The 16,358-nt window shown below is 66.4% G+C and carries 14 protein-coding genes and 1 other RNA gene; 13 read left to right on the top strand and 2 right to left on the bottom strand.

Translation table 11 applies throughout. The features are described from left to right. Positions 1–15: 15 nt before the first annotated feature. Positions 16–993, bottom strand: a complete 978-nt coding sequence (locus ACQ7JA_RS04420; protein WP_430894904.1) for a response regulator — start codon at positions 991–993, stop codon at positions 16–18. 361 nt (positions 994–1,354) lie between these two features. Here ACQ7JA_RS04420 and ACQ7JA_RS04415 point away from each other — a divergent pair, with 361 nt between their 5' ends. From ACQ7JA_RS04415 to ACQ7JA_RS04385, 7 genes are all read left to right on the top strand, one after another. Next, complete coding sequence (locus tag ACQ7JA_RS04415) at positions 1,355–2,575, top strand: HD-GYP domain-containing protein (protein ID WP_430894902.1); 1,221 nt, start codon at positions 1,355–1,357, stop codon at positions 2,573–2,575. 30 nt (positions 2,576–2,605) lie between these two features. Then, the gene (locus tag ACQ7JA_RS04410; protein ID WP_430894900.1) at positions 2,606–4,270 is read left to right on the top strand and encodes a methyl-accepting chemotaxis protein; all 1,665 of its coding nucleotides are present in this window, start codon (positions 2,606–2,608) and stop codon (positions 4,268–4,270) included. A 131-nt stretch (positions 4,271–4,401) separates the two neighbouring features. Then, positions 4,402–4,750, top strand: an RNA gene (gene rnpB / locus ACQ7JA_RS04405) — RNase P RNA component class A. Between the two features lie 26 nt (positions 4,751–4,776). Then, positions 4,777–6,264 carry a glycerol kinase GlpK gene (glpK, locus tag ACQ7JA_RS04400; RefSeq protein ID WP_430894898.1) on the top strand — a complete coding sequence of 496 codons (1,488 nt, stop codon included), beginning with the start codon at positions 4,777–4,779 and terminating at the stop codon, positions 6,262–6,264. An 18-nt stretch (positions 6,265–6,282) separates the two neighbouring features. Continuing rightward, a complete protein-coding gene (locus tag ACQ7JA_RS04395; protein WP_430894896.1) occupies positions 6,283–6,531 on the top strand; it encodes a hypothetical protein in 249 nt (82 codons plus the stop codon). Between the two features lie 136 nt (positions 6,532–6,667). Then, positions 6,668–7,192 carry a DUF6622 family protein gene (locus ACQ7JA_RS04390; RefSeq protein WP_430894894.1) on the top strand — a complete coding sequence of 175 codons (525 nt, stop codon included), beginning with the start codon at positions 6,668–6,670 and terminating at the stop codon, positions 7,190–7,192. A 98-nt stretch (positions 7,193–7,290) separates the two neighbouring features. After that, positions 7,291–8,583: a hypothetical protein gene (locus ACQ7JA_RS04385; protein ID WP_430894893.1), complete on the top strand. Its 1,293-nt coding sequence runs from the start codon at positions 7,291–7,293 to the stop codon at positions 8,581–8,583. Positions 8,584–8,589: 6 nt separating this feature from the next. Here the strand turns inward: ACQ7JA_RS04385 and ACQ7JA_RS04380 are convergent, their stop codons facing one another. Next, the gene (locus ACQ7JA_RS04380; RefSeq protein ID WP_430894891.1) at positions 8,590–9,540 is read right to left on the bottom strand and encodes an AAA family ATPase; all 951 of its coding nucleotides are present in this window, start codon (positions 9,538–9,540) and stop codon (positions 8,590–8,592) included. Positions 9,541–10,015: 475 nt separating this feature from the next. Between ACQ7JA_RS04380 and mraZ the strand changes: the two genes are divergently transcribed. Genes mraZ through ACQ7JA_RS04350 form a run of 6 tightly spaced genes read left to right on the top strand, consistent with a single transcriptional unit; the run spans position 10,016 to position 16,358 of the window. Continuing rightward, positions 10,016–10,444 (top strand): division/cell wall cluster transcriptional repressor MraZ, encoded by a 429-nt coding sequence (gene mraZ / locus ACQ7JA_RS04375; RefSeq protein WP_159696337.1) that lies wholly within the window; start codon positions 10,016–10,018, stop codon positions 10,442–10,444. A gap of 6 nt (positions 10,445–10,450) precedes the next feature. Then, positions 10,451–11,425, top strand: coding sequence for a 16S rRNA (cytosine(1402)-N(4))-methyltransferase RsmH (rsmH, locus tag ACQ7JA_RS04370; protein WP_430894888.1), 975 nt, complete (start codon positions 10,451–10,453; stop codon positions 11,423–11,425). After that, on the top strand, positions 11,422–11,694 hold the full coding sequence (ftsL, locus tag ACQ7JA_RS04365) for a cell division protein FtsL (protein WP_430894886.1): 273 nt from the start codon (positions 11,422–11,424) through the stop codon (positions 11,692–11,694). The genes rsmH and ftsL overlap by 4 nt, the downstream gene beginning before the upstream one ends. Then, positions 11,691–13,487 (top strand): peptidoglycan D,D-transpeptidase FtsI family protein, encoded by a 1,797-nt coding sequence (locus tag ACQ7JA_RS04360; protein ID WP_430894884.1) that lies wholly within the window; start codon positions 11,691–11,693, stop codon positions 13,485–13,487. Before ftsL ends, ACQ7JA_RS04360 begins: the two co-directional genes overlap by 4 nt. Further along, on the top strand, positions 13,477–14,988 hold the full coding sequence (locus ACQ7JA_RS04355; protein WP_430894882.1) for a UDP-N-acetylmuramoyl-L-alanyl-D-glutamate--2,6-diaminopimelate ligase: 1,512 nt from the start codon (positions 13,477–13,479) through the stop codon (positions 14,986–14,988). The genes ACQ7JA_RS04360 and ACQ7JA_RS04355 overlap by 11 nt, the downstream gene beginning before the upstream one ends. Further along, entirely contained in the window at positions 14,988–16,358 is a 1,371-nt protein-coding gene (locus ACQ7JA_RS04350; RefSeq protein WP_430894880.1) for a UDP-N-acetylmuramoyl-tripeptide--D-alanyl-D-alanine ligase, read from the top strand. The genes ACQ7JA_RS04355 and ACQ7JA_RS04350 overlap by 1 nt, the downstream gene beginning before the upstream one ends.

Here is a 16,358-nt window from a genome sequence, read left to right as displayed (position 1 = left end):
CCACGCCGGCGCCGCTCATTTGCGCCGGTCCTGGGTGCGCGGCCGGCCGCCGGGCGCTTCCTGCCGGGGCGCCGGGAGGGAGTTCAGGATCTCGGCGGCCTGCACCAGCTCCACCGCGACATCGTTCAGCTTGCGCTGGTGCGAGCGCGCATGGGAGCGCAGCATCCGCAGCGCATCATGGCGGTCGATGCGGTAGCGTTCCATCAGCACGCCCACCGCCATGCCGGTTTCCCGCCCTTCGCGCAACGCAAGGGTCAGGCGCTGCTCGGCGGCGCGCAGATCCTGGATCTCCAGGGCCCGCGCCAGGGCGGCCCGCACGGCCGGCAGCAGCTGCGCCGGATCGATCGGTTTCACGAGGTAGCCGACGGCGCCGCATTCGGCGGCCTGCTCGGCGATCTCCGGCCCGCTATTGGCGGACAGGAACATGTACGGCACGCCTTCCAGCTGCGCCGCCAGTTCCAGGCCGGACATGCCGGGCAGGGCGATGTCGAGCACCGCCAGTTGCGGCTGTGGCTGTCCGGCATGCAGCAGCGCCAGCGCAGTGGCGCCGTCGCCGGCGGTCAGTACGCGTAATCCGGCCGACTCGAGGGTCTGCTTCAGTACCCCGAGCAACAGCGCGTCGTCGTCCACCAGCAGGATCAGCGGCGCCTGCGCGGCGGAGGGTGTGCTTTCGGGCGCCGCCGCATCGGCGGCGAATGCATCCGGCGCATCCGCGAGCGCCGCCTCGCATAGCCGGTCCAGCGCGTTCCGGCTGCCGGCGAGGTCGGCGGCCCGGCAGCATTGCTCGAGCTCGGTGGCGGCGGCGCCGACGCGGCGGCAGCCGAAGGTGGCCGCCGATCCGGACAGGAGGTGGGCCGGCGCCTGCACGCCGGGCAGGTCGCCGCGCTCCAGCGCGGCGCGCATCTGCCGCAGGTGTGAAGCGAGAGCGGCGCCGAATGCGGCGAGCAAGTCGGCGCCAGGGAGCGAAGTCGTGCGGGTGGGGTCGTTCATCATGCGGGCCTGGCCTGGGATGAAGCACTATATCATGGGTTGCTCTTATGAAAACTGTCGCCCCTTCGGTCATTTCAATCGGCGATATTGACAATGAAGTTGTCATGTGGCAACATCATTCCGGTGGCATCCCATTCGCAGTCCGGCCCTATCCGCCGCTGTCCTTGCCACGCTGAGTGCCCGCCCGTCCCGTTCCGGACGCCGCCGGCCGACACGGCCTCCGATCCGCCGTTCCCGTACACCGCCACGCTTTCGCGCGTGAGAGTTGCAGAACAGGAGTGCCCGTGATTTTCTTCCCCATCCAGGTGCCGGCCATCGCCCGGCTGCATCCAGCAATGCCCGGCATGTTGCTCGCGAGGCAATCATGCTGAAGACAGTCGACGTCGGCCAGCTGCGCCCTGGCATGTTCATCCACGATCTCGATTGCGGCTGGATGGCGCACCCATTCGTCCGCAGCCGCTTCCTGCTCGCCGCCGACGACGAGATCGACAGGATCCGAGGCGCCGGCCTGAGCAAGGTCGTGATCGATTGCGCGCGCGGCCTCGACGTCGAGGATGCGCCCAACGTGGAAGAGGTGCGCGCCGCCACCGAGGCCGGCATCGTGGCGCTCGCGGCGGCGCCGGTGGCGGGCATGCGCACCGCGCTGGACGAGGAGGTCGAGCGCGCCGCGGCGATCCGCAGGCAGGCGACCGGCCTGGTCAAGTCCGTGATGCGCGACGTGCGCCTGGGCAAGGCGGTCGAGCTGGACAAGGTGGCGCCGGTGGTGGAAAGCGTGACCGCGTCCATCCTGCGCAATGCGGCCGCCCTGGTGGGGCTGAGCGTAATCAAGGACAAGGACGACTATACCTTCCTGCATTCGGTCAGCGTCTGCACCCTGCTGGTGGCATTCTGCCGGTCGCGCAATCTCGATGCCCAGACCATCCGCCAGGCCGGCATCGGCGGTCTGCTCCACGATACCGGCAAGGCCCTGATCCCGGACGCCATCCTGAACAAGCCCGGCCGCCTGAGCGAGGAGGAATTCGCGATCGTGCGCCGCCACCCGCGCGATGGCTACGACCTGCTGCGCCGTAGCCCGGGCATCGGCGCGATCCCGCTCGACATCACGCTGCACCACCACGAGCGACACGATGGCGGCGGCTATCCGGAGCGGCTGGCGGGCGGCGCCATCGGCGAACTGGCGCGGATGGCGGCCATCGTCGATGTCTACGACGCCATCACGGCCGACCGCTGTTACCACAAGGGGCTGGCTCCGGCGCAGGCGCTGCGCAAGATGTATGAGTGGAGCATGCAGCATTTCGATCCGGTGCTGATGCAGGAATTCATCCGCTGCGTCGGCATCTATCCGGTCGGCACGCTGGTATTGCTGGAGTCGGACCGGCTGGCCGTCGTGATCGAGCCCAACGACAGCCTGCTGCTCAGGCCGAAGGTCAGGGTGTTCTACGACGTCAGGCGCCGTGCCTATTGCACGCCCGCGACGCTCGACCTGGCGCGTCCCGACGGCCACGGCGGCGCCGACCGGATCGTGCGCCACGAATCCGCCGAGACGTGGGGACTGGACCCCGCGCGCTGCACGGCGCACGCCTGAGCAACGCGGCTAATAATGAAAGGAAGAGGCATGACGTTCAAACATTGGAAAGTGGGCAGCAAGCTGCTCGGCGGGTTTCTCCTCCTGGTCCTGTTCGGCAGCGCGGTGGCGCTGGCAGGACTATTCAACATGAGCAAGATCAACGAGATGGCGGGCAATATGTATGAGCGCGAGCTCATGGGACTTTCCTATATCAAGGAAGCCAACGTCAACCTGGTCTATGTCGGCCGGGCACGCGGGAACTACCTGCTGGCCACCACCCACCAGGAACGTGCAGGCCACCTGGCCAACGTGCGCAAGCACATGGCGGAAATCGACGCGAACCTCGACAAGGCGCAGCGGCTATTCGTCACCGCCGAGGCCAGGCAGCTGTTTGCCCAGTATGCGTCCACCGCCAAGGAATACGAGGCCGAGATGGCGCGCGTGTTCGCGCTGGAGGACAGGGAGCCGCTGAGCCAGCGCAGCGAGGCGCTGACCCAGGCCCTGGCGCAAACGCGCCAGCGTGCCGATGTCCTCGACGACCTGCTGTCGCGCCTGGCGCTGCAAAAGGAAGCGCGGGCCCGGGCGGCCGCCGAGGAAGGCGCGCAAACCTTCCGGTCGGCCCGCGCCCTCATGCTGGCGCTGACCGTCTGCAGCGGCATCGCCGGCATTGCTCTGGGCATGCTGATTACCCGCGATCTGACCGGGCAGCTGGGGGGCGAGCCGCGCGAAGCCGCGCGTATCGCCAGCCTGATCGCCGCCGGCGACCTGGGCGTCGCGATCGAAACCAGGGCCGGCGACCAGGCAAGCATGCTGTACGCGATGAAGCAGATGCGCGACAGCCTGGCGCGCATCGTCGGCCAGGTGCGCAGCGGCGCCGAGTCGATCAGCACCGCATCGGCGCAGGTGGCGGCGGGCAGCCTCGACCTCTCGTCGCGCACCGAGCAGCAAGCCGGTTCGCTGGAGGAAACCGCGTCCTCGATGGAGGAGCTCACGGCCACCGTGAAGCAGAATGCGGACAATGCGCTGGAAGCGAACCGGCTGGCAGGGAAGGCGACCGCGGTGGCTGTCAAGGGAGGCGAAGCGATCCACGAGGTGGTGGAGACCATGGGACAGATCAACGACGCTTCCCGCAAGATCGTCGACATCATCGCCGTCATCGACGGCATCGCCTTCCAGACCAACATCCTGGCCCTGAATGCGGCGGTCGAGGCCGCGCGCGCGGGCGAGCAGGGACGCGGGTTCGCCGTGGTCGCGAGCGAGGTGCGCTTGCTTGCGCAGCGTTCGGCCAGCGCCGCGAAAGAGATCAAGCTCCTGATCGGCGACTCGGTCGACAAGGTCGAGATCGGCAGCAAGCTGGTGACCCATGCGGGCGCCACCATGAACGACATCGTCGAGAGCGTGCGCCAGGTGACGCTCATCATCGAGCAGATCTCGACGGCGAGCCGCGAGCAGACCTGCGGCATCGAGCAGATCAATCAGGCGGTCGCCGAAATGGACCAGGTCACGCAGCAGAACGCCGCGCTGGTCGAAGAAGCCGCCGCGGCGTGCGATTCGATGCAGGGGCAGGCCGCGCACCTCGCCGGCCTGGTCGGCGTCTTCAAGCTCGACGGCGCGCAGCGTGCTGCGGCGAAGCAGGGCCCGGTATCCCGGGGGCGGACCGCTTCCGGCGGATTCGCCGCTCCGGTCCTGTCCGCGCCGATGGCGCACGCCTGAAGAGCGGCGGGCTGGTGACGTCGTTCCGACCTCCCGGGCGGCGCAAACCGGTGCGAAGACTGCGCTGCGGGCCGCCGGCTTGCGCACGAAACGGCCGGAGCGAGGCCCGCATCGGTTACAATGTCGGCCGTGAAGCAGGCCAGACAGCCGCTGGCCGTCATCTTCGGGTGATGGCGGGAGGAAGGTCCGGACTCCACAGAGCAGGGTGACGGTTAACGGCCGTCCGCTGAAAGCCCGGGTGAAAGTTCGGGTATAAGGCGAGGAATAGGGCCACAGAGACGAGCGTATTCAGTTACGGTGAAACGCGGTAACCTCCACCTGGAGCAATTCCAAATAGGCACGCGTTGATGTTGCTCGCGGAGCGTGCGGGTAGGAAGCTTGAGCGCTGGAGTAATCCAGCGCCTAGAGGAATGGCTGTCATAGGGGCGTCCCGCAAGGGAAACCACTACACAGAATCCGGCCTATCGGCCTGCTTTACATGAATTCTCTCCCGGGTGGAGGCTACGATGCAGAAATACATCCTGGCGCTCGACCAGGGCACCACCAGCTCGCGCGCCATCGTCTTCGACCACGAAGGGCGGCCGGTCGCGAGCAGCCAGCACGAATATCCCCAGCATTTTCCGCAACCCGGCTGGGTCGAGCACGATGCGCTCGACATCTGGCATAGCCAGCTCGCCTGCGCGCGCGAAGCGCTCCAGCAAGCCCGTATCGACGCATCCCGGCTGGCCGCCATCGGCATCGCCAACCAGCGCGAGACCACCGTGCTGTGGGACCGTGCGACGGGAGAGCCGGTCGCCCGCGCCATCGTCTGGCAGGACCGGCGCACGGCGGATGCCTGCGACCGCCTGCGGGCGGAAGGCAAGGCGGCCTTCATCCAGCAGCACACCGGCCTCGAAGTCGACGCCTATTTTTCCGCGACCAAGCTGCAATGGCTGCTCGAGCACGTGCCCGGCGCCCGGGTCCGCGCCGCGCGCGGCGAACTGGCCTTCGGCACCGTCGACAGCTGGCTGGTCTACCGCCTGTGCGGACGTCACGTCACCGACGCCGGCAACGCCGCCCGCACCATGCTGTTCAACATCCACACCTTGCGCTGGGACGAGGAACTGCTGGCGCTGTTCGATATTCCGGCGGCGCTGCTGCCCGAGGTCGTGGCCAGCTCCGAAACGGTCGGGCTGGCAGGCAAAGAATGGTTCGGCCACGCCATCCCGATCGCCGGCATCGCGGGCGACCAGCAGGCCGCCACCTTCGGCCAGGCCTGCCACCGCAAGGGCCTGGTCAAGAACACCTACGGCACCGGCTGCTTCATGCTGATGCATGCGGGCGGCAAGCCGCCCGTGTCGCACAACCGCCTGCTCTCGACCGTCGGCTGGACCGTGGGTGGCGCCATCGACTACCTGCTGGAAGGCAGCGTCTTCATGGGCGGCGCCACGGTGCAGTGGCTGCGCGACGGCCTCGGCATCATCAAGGCCTCGTCGGACGTCGAGGCGCTGGCCACCAGCGTGCCGGACAGCGGCGGCGTGCTGCTGGTGCCGGCCTTCACCGGCCTCGGCGCGCCGCACTGGGACCAGCATGCGCGCGCCACCATCATCGGCATGACGCGTGGGACGACGTCCGCCCACATCGCCCGCGCGGCGGTGGAGGCGATCGCCTACCAGAGCGCCGAGCTGCTGGCGGCCATGCAGAAGGATGCCGACTGCGCGGTCACCGAGATCCGCGCCGACGGCGGGGCCGCACGCAACGACCTCCTGATGCAGTTCCAGGCCGACCTGCTGGGCGTGCCGGTGGTGCGGCCGCGCGTCCTCGAAACCACGGCCCTGGGCGCGGCTTATCTCGCCGGACTGGCGGTCGGCTTCTGGGAATCGGTGGAGAGCATCGAACGCCAATGGCAGGTAGAGAAGCGCTTCGAGCCGGCCATGGACGCGGACCGGCGCGCGGCCCTGATGGCGCGCTGGACGCGGGCGGTCGAGCATGCGAAGCTATGGGGTAGCAACTAGAAAATGAAAGGGGACGTCATGACGCAGAAATACTGGTTCGCGGCCAAGCCGCCGGGCACTGGCTGGGGATGGGGGCAGCCGCTCACCTGGCAGGGCCGGCTGGTCTATATCGCCTTCTTCATCCTGCTGATCGGCGGCGGCGTCGTACTGATGCCCCATGGCGCACACTACTTCGTTGCCTACACCTTTGTGCTGGCCGTCATCCTGATGCTGATCGGCTCGCGCAAGGGCGAACCTCCCGGACGCTTCCCGACCGGAGAGCGCTAGGCAGAAGGCAGAGGGCGCTGCAACTGGCGACCTTCCCGTGCATTTCGCGCTTCCCGGCGCCGTTTCGTCGCAAGCCGCCAATCCGCTCGCGCGGGCTCGCTACAGTAGGTCCACTTCTACTTTCGCGGAGCCGGCCATGCTGTTTCAGATCGTCACCCACACTCCCATCTACGTCTGGGCAATCCTCGCCTTCCTGATTTACCGCGGCGTGCTCGCCTCGCGCGAGCGCGAGATCGCCTTTGGCCGAATGCTGGTGATTCCCGTCCTGATGCTGGCGCTGTCGCTGCAGGCCATCGCGAGCCAGTTCGGCATCGCGAGCGTGGCGATGGAAGCATGGACGCTTGCCGCCGCCGCCATTGTGCTGCAGCGCGTGCGGTTTGGTGCGAGCAGCACCAGTGCCGGCGCCGTCCCCGGCACCGTCCGCGTCCGTGGCAGCTGGGCGCCGCTGGCGCTCATGATGGCCGTCTTCACGATCAAGTATGCGCTGGCCGTGGCGCTGGCGATCCAGCCCGGGCTGGCGGACAAGGTCCCGTTCGCGGCTGCGGCATGCGGCTTGCTCGGACTATGCAATGGCTATCTTCTTGGCCAGCTGGCGCTCGATATCGCGTCCAGCCGGCGTGGGCCCGGTGTCTGTGCGGCCGAAGGAGGCCTCGCAGTCTGAGGATTCGCGGCTTAGTCTCTGCTTAAAGTGATTTTTCGAGAGTTTTGGTCCATTCGGCCAGTGACATGATGGGCGCCAGACTACTCGGGGAGACGGCGATGCGCGGGACGAAATCGGTGACGGATGGGAAGCTTCCTCTACTGTTCGCAAGCTTGTTCATATGCCAGTCGGCCGGGGCGGCGGCGCCCGGAGTCACGGCCGCGCCGGCAAAGTTTTCCTATCTCGGCATGATCAACGAGTCCGAAAGCCGCATCGGGGCACCGGCGGTGTTTGCCAGGCTGGAAGCGATGCAGCCGGAAGAGCAAGTCACCTTTGCCAAGACCCATCGTGCGCATTTTGACCGCCTGCGCACCATGCGTTCTCTCGCCGGAGATGCGACCGGGGCGGCTCAGGCATCCGTGTGGTTCGACATCGCCGACGGGGCATTGTCGCGTCATGCCGCTTCGAAGAGCGGGGAACTGGACACCGTGGTGCCGGACGACGCGGTGCAGGCCATCGTGAGAGAGGCGCGCAACCGCCGGATCGTCATCCTGAACGAGGCTCACCATGTTCCGGTGCACCGTGTGTTCGCGTCCAGGCTGGCGAGTGAACTGCGCAAGATCGGCTATACCTATCTGGCGGCAGAGGCCTTCGCTCCAGGCGTCCCGGCTCACCCCGCCACGCCCCGGCAGGTTGATGGTTTTTATGTGCGCGAGCCGATGTACGCCAGTTTCGTGCGCAGCGCAATTCGCGACGGCTGGACCTTTGTCGCGTACGACCATGTATCGACCGAAGCCAGCACGCCGGCGGAACGCAGCCGTCTGCGCGAAGTCGGCGCCGCCCGCAATCTTGTGGAACGCATCTTTTCCAAGAATCCCGAGGCGAAGGTGTTCATGTATGTCGGCTACGGCCATGCCCAGGAGATGCCGAAGGCTGGCCCAAACGGGTACACGACCGTCGCAACCGTACTCAAGGAAAGTACCGGCCTCGATCCGCTGACAATCGACCAGGCGTCGATGTACGGTCGCGGCGACGTCCGCGTGGACCTTCCACGCTACCGCGCGGCGATGCAGCGCTTTGCGCCAGGCAAGCCCGTCGTGTTCAAGACGGCCAGTCGCGGCTATGTGCTGGATAGCAGCCGCCCGGGCTATGACATGCAGGTCTTCCATCCTGACGAGACAGCGCATGGTCCGCATGGCCGTCCGTTATGGATGGAACGCCAGGCGGGTCTGAAGCCGCATCCTGTGCCCGCCGGTCTGCTGCCCGCAAACGGTCGCCGGCTGATCCAGGCCTTCCATGCCGGTGACGGCGAAGGCGCCATCCCGGTCGATCAGGTCATGGTGGAGGCCGGCAAGCCGGCAGCGTCACTGATGCTGCCTGATGGGCAATTCCGCTTCGGCTACGAGGAATAGCCAGTTTCAGAATCCGATCCGCCCCTTGCTGGGCATCGGCCGCAGCCGGATGTCGGCAGTTGTCACGTGCCCGCGCCCATCGGCCACCGCGTAGCCCAGGGCGTCGAGCAGCGTCTTGCGCAAGTCGCGCGGCGACACGGGCGCCAGCTTGTCGAGCACCGCGTCCTCCAGCGCATCGTCGAAGCCGGACAGGTTCATCTCCCGCACCAGGCCCCGGACCATGCGCCGGGCGATGCCGGCCGCTTGTTCGGGCGTGGGCGGCGGCACCTCGTAGACCGCCATGCGGTTGAGCAGCGGCGCCGGGATCCCTTCGGTCGAATTCGCGGTCAGCACCCAGAAGATGCGGCTGGCGTCGAGGTCGACGTCGATGAATTCGTCGCGGAAGGCCTTCGAGGTTTCCGGCTCCAGTAATTGATAGAGGGCGGCCAGGGGATCGGACTGCGAGGAGCCGGTCGCCTTTTCCACCTCGTCCAGCACCACCACCGGGTTCGCATACTTCCCGCGCACCAGGCGCTCGGCCACCTTGCCGCACTTCGCGCCGCGCCAGCTGGCCGAGCTGCCGGTGATGACGAAGCCGGCCGACAGGGCGTTCATGCTGATCAGCTCGCACTCGGTCTGCATGACCCGGGCCAGGCGCTTGGCGAAGTGGGTTTTCCCGACGCCCGGTCCGCCCAGCAGCAGGATGGGCATGACGTTGAAGCCCTTGTTCCCCGCATGCGCGAGGCGCAGGTAGCGCGCGAGGTCGTCCAGGACTTCGTCGAAGTTCGGGCATTCCTCGAACAGGGGATCGAGGGCGTCGATGGAAGAGGGGGTGGTGACGAAACGGTCGGCCCCGGTTTCCAGCATGCGTTCGTAGAACGCTTCGAGCTCCGGGGATCGGCCGCGGCTGCGGTCCAGCGCTTCCTGAACTTCGATCAGGTCGTAGACCGCGCAGGTATGGGCGAGGGTGATGCTCACGGCGACTCCTTGACAGCACGCCCGCTCCCAACCGGCTGCCATCCCGCCGAGCGGGCCATCGAAGCGGGATAGGTCATCGCCTTGTCCCGATCCTAACGCTTCCTGCCGAGCCCCGCAATTTTCAAATCAGGCAATTCTGCTTGGAAACTTTAATTTCCATGTGTAAACAAGACGAGCGCGGCTGACGCAGATCAAGGTATTTATTGTCCATACAAGTGAGGTGGAACCTTCACTCCGTTTCCTAAGTGACTGATTTAGGAGACATTTTAGGTTGACATCAGGTTAACACGCACCGCTAAGTCCTTGGTTTCATTAGTAAATTTCGGTTTTCTCAAGCGTGAATTCGCTTGACCACCAATCTTGATTCCAATAAAGTGGGAAACAGTGTGAAAAAGTGTCGATTTGTGGGGGATTTTCGGAACCCCAGGCGCTAAAACAATACTAAGTTGATAACTCTCCAAAGCTAGGTAAATACGTGTTCCAGGGCGCGTCAGCGATCAATCTCGATGCGAAGGGAAGGATGTCGATTCCGGCAAAGCATCGTGACGCCCTTGCGGTCCAGTGCGAGGGCCGCATGACGCTGACGAAACACCCGCACGGCTGCCTGCTGTTCTTCCCCCGTCCCGTGTGGGAACAACACCGCGAGCAGATCGCATCGTGGCCGATGTCGGCCCGTGCGTGGCAGCGCATTTTCCTTGGTAACGCGTGCGATGTCGAGTTGGACAGCGCCGGCCGGGTACTGATTTCACCCGAGCTGCGCGCCGCCGTGGGTCTGGAGAAGGAAGTCATGATGCTGGGCATGGGCACGCATTTCGAAATCTGGGATGCCGCCAAGCTCGCCGAGAGCGAAGCCGAGGCAGTCGCCGGCGGCATGCCCGATGTCCTTTCCAATTTCTCCTTCTGAGGCGCCATGACGGAAACAAAGACGGTGCCGGGAACGAAGGTCCCTGAGTATCAGCACCGGACGGTGCTGCTTGACGAAGCGGTCGACGCGCTCAACCTGATCGGTGCGCGCGCCGACGGTACTTATATAGATGGCACGTTCGGCCGGGGCGGGCACAGCCGCCTGATCCTGTCCAGGCTGGGCGCGCAGGGCCGCCTGGTGGCGTTCGACAAGGACCCACAGGCAATTGCCACCGCCGAGGCGGTGGAAGATACCCGTTTCACGATCGTGCATGACAGTTTTGCCACGATGACCGACGCGCTTGCCGCGCGCGGCATCGGCCAGGTGGACGGCATCTTGCTGGACCTTGGTATTTCGTCGCCCCAGGTGGACGACGCCACCCGCGGATTCAGTTTCCGCCAGGATGGCCCCCTCGACATGCGCATGGATACCACGCGCGGGATGTCGGCGGCCGAATGGCTGGCCACCGCGGCGGAACAACAATTGGAAAAGGTTATTCGAGATTATGGAGAAGAGCGGTTTGCTTTTCAGATTGCAAAGGCGATTGTTGCTCGCCGGGCAATCCAGCCAATTTCGACCACACGAGAGCTTGCCTCAATCGTGGCAGGCGCGGTCAAAACCCGCGAGAAGGGCAAGGATCCGGCAACCCGGACCTTTCAGGCTATCCGGATTTTCATCAATCAGGAGCTTGAGGACCTCGAAGCAGGCCTGAACGCCGCCTACGCCATGCTGGCGCCGGGCGCGCGCATGTCCGTGATCAGCTTCCACTCGCTGGAAGACCGCATGGTCAAGCAGTTCCTGGCGTCCAAGGCCAAGGTCGCGCAGCCGGATCGCCGGCTGCCGATCCGCGCTGCCGATTTGCCGCAACCGCAGATGAAGCTCATCGCCAAGATCAAGGCCTCAAGCGCCGAGGTGGACGCGAATCCGCGCGCCCGTTCGGCGGTGCTGCGCGTGGCCGAACGCATCGGAGGCGCCAAGTGAGCGCCAAGCTGAACGCCGTGCTGGCGGTCGCCGTGGTGGGCTGCGCGCTTTCCGTGGTGAACGCGCGCTACCAGGCGCGCCACCTGCTCATCGAACTGGAGCGCCTGCAGCAGCAGTCGCGCCAGCTCGAGATCGACTGGGCCCAGCTCCAGCTCGACCAGTCCACGCTCGGCAAGAACGAGCGCATCGAACAGATCGCGCGCGCCAGTCTGAACATGGCGCCGCTCACCCCGGCGCGTACCCAGTACCTGACGGAAGGCGCCCGATGAACTGGAACGCCAACCGCGCCGAAAGGCGCGCCACCTCGCGCGTCGCGGCCTCGAAGGGCGTGGCCTTCTCGAAGAGCCCCGTGCTGGCCGTGAACGTGCCGAACTGGCGTTCGCGCCTGGTGCTGTTCGCGCTGTTCGCTGCCTTCGCGGCCCTGGCCGCGAAGGCGCTCTGGCTGCAGGGCATGTCGAGCCAGTTCCTGCAAAAGCAGGGCAAGAGCCGCTACGAGCGCACGCTGGAACTGCCGGCCACGCGCGGCAAAATCACCGACCGCAACGGCGCCGTGCTGGCGTCGTCGCTGCCGGTCAAGGCCGTGTGGGCGATTCCCGAAGACCTGCTGAAGAACCCGTCCGAGAAGATCACGGCGCTGGCGCGCCTGCTCGAGATGCCGGAATCCGAACTGCGCAGGAAACTCGATTCGGACCGCACCTTCGTCTACCTGAAGCGCCAGGTCGAGATGCCGGTCATCGCCGAGATCGAGAAACTCAAACTCGAAGGCCTCGACACCCGCAAGGAATACAAGCGCTTCTACCCGCAGGGCGAAGTGATGACCCACCTGGTCGGCTTCACCAACGTCGAGGACGTGGGCCAGGAAGGCATCGAGCTGTTCCACCAGAAGGCCCTGATGGGCGTCCCGGGCAGCCGCCGCGTGATCAAGGACCGCCTGGGCCATATCGCCGAGGACCAGGGCATCATCCGTGAACCCTACCAGGGCAAGGACGTGACCCTGTCGGTCGACAGCAAGCTGCAGTACATCGCCTTCAACAGCGTGAAGAACGCGGTCGAGAAGTTCAACGCCCAGGCCGGCGGCGCCGTGGTGCTGGACGTGGAGACCGGCGAAGTGCTGGCCATGGCCAACTACCCGACCTACAACCCGAACGACCGCAAGAACCTGACCGGCGCCCAGCTGCGCAACCGCGTCATCACCGACACCTTCGAACCCGGCTCCACCATCAAGCCGGTGACGGTGGCGCTCGGCCTCGAGACCAAGCGCATCACGCCGGACACCGTGTTCGACGTCTCGCCCGGCTACATGACCGTGACGGGCAAGCGCATCCGCGACACCCACAACTACGGCGTGCGTACCGTGGGCGGCATCATCCAGAAATCCTCGAACATCGGCGTGGTGAAGATCTCGCAGATGATCCCGGCCCAGGAGATGTGGGAGATGTACACCAAGCTGGGCTACGGCCAGGCGCCGCGCTTCGGCTTCCCGGGCGCCACCGCCGGCCGCGTGCGTCCATGGAAATCGTGGAAGCCGATCGAATACGCCAACATGGCCTTCGGCCACGGCCTGTCGGTCTCGCTGCTGCAGATGGCGCGCTCCTACATGATCTTCGCCCGCAACGGCGACATCATTCCGCTGTCCTTCCTGAAAGTGGACGAAAAGCCGGTCGGCCAGCAGGTGATCTCGCCGAAGACCGCGGCCCAGGTGCGCACCATGCTCGAATCCGTGGTGAGCCCGGAAGGCACCGCCTCGAAGGCGCAGGTACCCGGCTACCGCGTCGGCGGCAAGACCGGCACCGCCGAGAAGATCGTCAACGGCCGCTACTCGCGCACCGACAACATCGGCTACTTCGTCGGCATCGCGCCGATGTCCAAGCCGCGCTTCATCATCGCCGTCATGATCGACAACCCGCGCGGGGCCTTGCGCACCGGCGGCAGCGTGGCCGCGCCGACCGCGGCGGACCTGGCGGCGAATGCCTTGCGGGCCGCGAACGTGCCGCCCGACTCGTCGATCACAGACATCATCATTCCAGAAGAGCCCGTTGAGGAGAGCATAGATGGCGCTTGACCTGAACGACATCATCGCGTGGATCCGCGCCGCCGCCCAGGGCGGCATTCTCGTTTCCGACTCGCGCCGCGTGAAACCGGGCGACGTGTTCTTCGCCTACCCGGGCGATGCCGCCGATGGACGCAAATTCATCGGCGCGGCGATCGCCGCCGGCGCCGCCGCCGTCGTGTACGACGACCAGGACTACGAATGGGATCCCGCGCATGGCGTGGCCCACCGCGGCGTGCCCGGACTGAAGAAGCTTGCGGGCCCGATCGCCCATGCCGTGCTCGAACAGCCCGACAGCGGCATGTTCACCGTGGGCGTCACCGGCACCAACGGCAAGACCTCGATCGCGGTGTGGACCGCCCAGGCGCTGGCGCGCCTTGGCGAGACCGCCGCCATCGTCGGCACCCTGGGCGTCGGCCTGGTCAAGGGCAGGGCGGAACCGGGCTTCGATGCCACCGGCTACACCACGCCGGACGCGGTGCTGCTGGCGCAGACCCTCGCCGACCTGCGCGCGCAGGGGACCAGTGCGCTGGCCATCGAAGTCTCGTCGATCGGCCTGGTACAGGAACGTACCGCCGGCATGCATTTCGACGTCGCCATCTTCACCAACCTGACCCGCGACCACCTCGACTTCCATGGCGACATGGCGAACTACGAGGCGGCCAAGGTCAAGCTCTTCGAGTGGCCGAAGCTGGGCGCCGCCGTCGTCAACCTGGACGATCCGGCAGGCCAGCGCCTGGTGGCGCACCTGCGCACGAACTTCGCGGCCATGCCCGTGATGGGCTACACGCTCAGGGACGAGGCGGCCATCGACGGCGTGCACGTGCTGCGCGCAGTGAGTATCCGCAGCCGCAATGCGGGCACCGAGTTCCAGCTCGAATCGCCGGCCGGTTCGGCGCTGGTGAAGACCCAGCTGGTCGGCCACTTCAACGTCAGCAATGCGCTGGCGGTGCTGGGCGCGCTGCTGGCGCGCGATGTGCCCTTGAAGAACGCGGTCGAGGCCATCGAAGCCTTGACCCCGGCCCCGGGCCGCATGCAGCAGGTCGGCGGCCAGGATGCGCCGATGGTCGTGATCGACTACGCGCATACGCCGGACGCGCTGGAGAAGACCCTGGCCGCGCTGCGCCAGGTAGCCATTGAGCGCGGCGGCGACCTGTGGTGCGTATTCGGCTGCGGCGGCGACCGCGATCCGGGCAAGCGCCCGCAGATGGGCAAGATTGCGGAAAGCGCCGATCACGTGCTGGTCACCAGCGACAACCCGCGCAGCGAAGACCCTGCGCGCATCATCGCGCAGATCGTGGCGGGGATGGACAAGGACTACCAGGCGGTGGAAGACCGCGCGACCGCGATCCTGCTGGCCGTGAAGAACGCCGGCAAGCAGGACGTGATCCTGCTGGCAGGGAAGGGCCACGAACCCTACCAGGAAATCAAGGGCAAGAAGATTCCATTCTCGGACGCCGACCATGCTTCGCTGGCACTGACCGCGCGGCTCACCATGATGAGGACGCATTGATGCGCGCTACCCTGGCACAACTCGTCGCCGCGATTCCTGGCGCACAGCTGGTGGGCGGCGACGTCGCATTCGATGGCGTGTCGACCGACAGCCGCACTGCGCCCGCCGGCGCACTGTTCGTCGCCCTGAAAGGCGAGACCTTCGACGCGCACAGCTTCCTCGAGCAGGTCGCGGGCCGCGGCGTGGCCGCAGTGGTCGTGCACGCACTGCCGGAAGGCTGGACCCTGCCGGCCATCGTGGTGCCGGACACCCTGGTGGCGCTGGGCCGCATCGCGAACAGCTGGCGCGTCCAGCACGCGATCCCGGTCATCGGCGTGACCGGCTCGAACGGCAAGACCACGGTCAAGGAGATGATCTCCGCGATCCTGGCCGCCGCCTTCGGCGAGGACGCGCGCCTGGCCACCCAGGGCAACCTGAACAACGAGATCGGCGTGCCGCTGACCCTGTTCCGCCTGGGCAGCCAGCACCGCGCCGCCGTGATCGAGATGGGCATGAACCACCCGGGCGAGATCGCCCGCCTGGCCGCCATCGCCCAGCCGACGGTCGCGATGGTCAACAACGCCCAGCGCGAGCACCAGGAATTCATGCACACCGTGGAAGCGGTGGCGCGCGAGAACGGTTCCGTGCTCGAAGCACTGGACCGGAACGGTGTGGCCGTGTTCCCCGGCGACGATGCATATACGGAGCTGTGGCGCGGCCTGGCGCAATGCGATGTGCTGACCTTCGGCCTGAGCGAGGCCTGCGACGTGCGCGCCACCTACGCCTCGAACGGCTTCGGTAATACGCTGCAGGTCAGCGCGCGCGGCGCGCAATTCACGGTGGAGCTGGCCGCGGCCGGCGACCACAATGTCCGCAATGCGCTGGCGGCGATCGCCAGCACCCTGGCGGCCGGCATTCCCCAGGACGCGATTGTGCGCGGCCTGGAATCCTTCGCCCCGGTCGGCGGCCGCCTGCAGCGCAAGCAGGCCGCGAGCGGCGCGACCGTGATCGACGACAGCTACAACGCCAACCCGGACTCGATGCGCGCCGCGATCGACGTGCTGGCGGCCTATCCGGCCCCGCGCATCCTGGTGGTGGGCGACATGGGCGAAGTCGGCACCCAAGGTAAAGAGTTTCACGAAGAAGTCGGTGCCTACGCCCAGCAGCGTGGCATCGAGCACGTGCTCGCCACCGGCGAACTCACGCGCAGCATGGCGGCGTCGGGAGCACGGCATTACGAGCAGTTCGACGCATTATTGGCAGCACTGGATTCAACACTGGGCGGCAATAGCAACGCGACTGTGCTGGTGAAGGGCTCGCGCTTCATGAAGATGGAGCGCGTGGTCCAGCACCTGACCGGATCAACTGAACCTAACAAGGACGCCCACTAA

The organism is Massilia sp. BKSP1R2A-1, from assembly GCF_050586525.1.
GTDB lineage: Bacteria > Pseudomonadota > Gammaproteobacteria > Burkholderiales > Burkholderiaceae_D > Telluria.
This window is presented reverse-complemented; position numbering and strand designations above follow the sequence as displayed.

Bases quoted from the DNA above. Each gene is read 5' to 3' on its own strand.
- glpK (WP_430894898.1), top strand. From the start codon at position 4,777: ATGCAGAAATACATCCTGGCGCTCGACCAGGGCACCACCAGCTCGCGC.
- rsmH (WP_430894888.1), top strand. From the start codon at position 10,451: ATGACGGAAACAAAGACGGTGCCGGGAACGAAGGTCCCTGAGTATCAG.
- ACQ7JA_RS04360 (WP_430894884.1), top strand. From the start codon at position 11,691: ATGAACTGGAACGCCAACCGCGCCGAAAGGCGCGCCACCTCGCGCGTC.
- ACQ7JA_RS04420 (WP_430894904.1), bottom strand. From the start codon at position 993: ATGATGAACGACCCCACCCGCACGACTTCGCTCCCTGGCGCCGACTTG.
- ACQ7JA_RS04385 (WP_430894893.1), top strand. From the start codon at position 7,291: ATGCGCGGGACGAAATCGGTGACGGATGGGAAGCTTCCTCTACTGTTC.
- ACQ7JA_RS04350 (WP_430894880.1), top strand. From the start codon at position 14,988: ATGCGCGCTACCCTGGCACAACTCGTCGCCGCGATTCCTGGCGCACAG.
- ACQ7JA_RS04410 (WP_430894900.1), top strand. From the start codon at position 2,606: ATGACGTTCAAACATTGGAAAGTGGGCAGCAAGCTGCTCGGCGGGTTT.
- ACQ7JA_RS04390 (WP_430894894.1), top strand. From the start codon at position 6,668: ATGCTGTTTCAGATCGTCACCCACACTCCCATCTACGTCTGGGCAATC.
- ACQ7JA_RS04395 (WP_430894896.1), top strand. From the start codon at position 6,283: ATGACGCAGAAATACTGGTTCGCGGCCAAGCCGCCGGGCACTGGCTGG.
- ACQ7JA_RS04415 (WP_430894902.1), top strand. From the start codon at position 1,355: ATGCTGAAGACAGTCGACGTCGGCCAGCTGCGCCCTGGCATGTTCATC.
- ACQ7JA_RS04355 (WP_430894882.1), top strand. From the start codon at position 13,477: ATGGCGCTTGACCTGAACGACATCATCGCGTGGATCCGCGCCGCCGCC.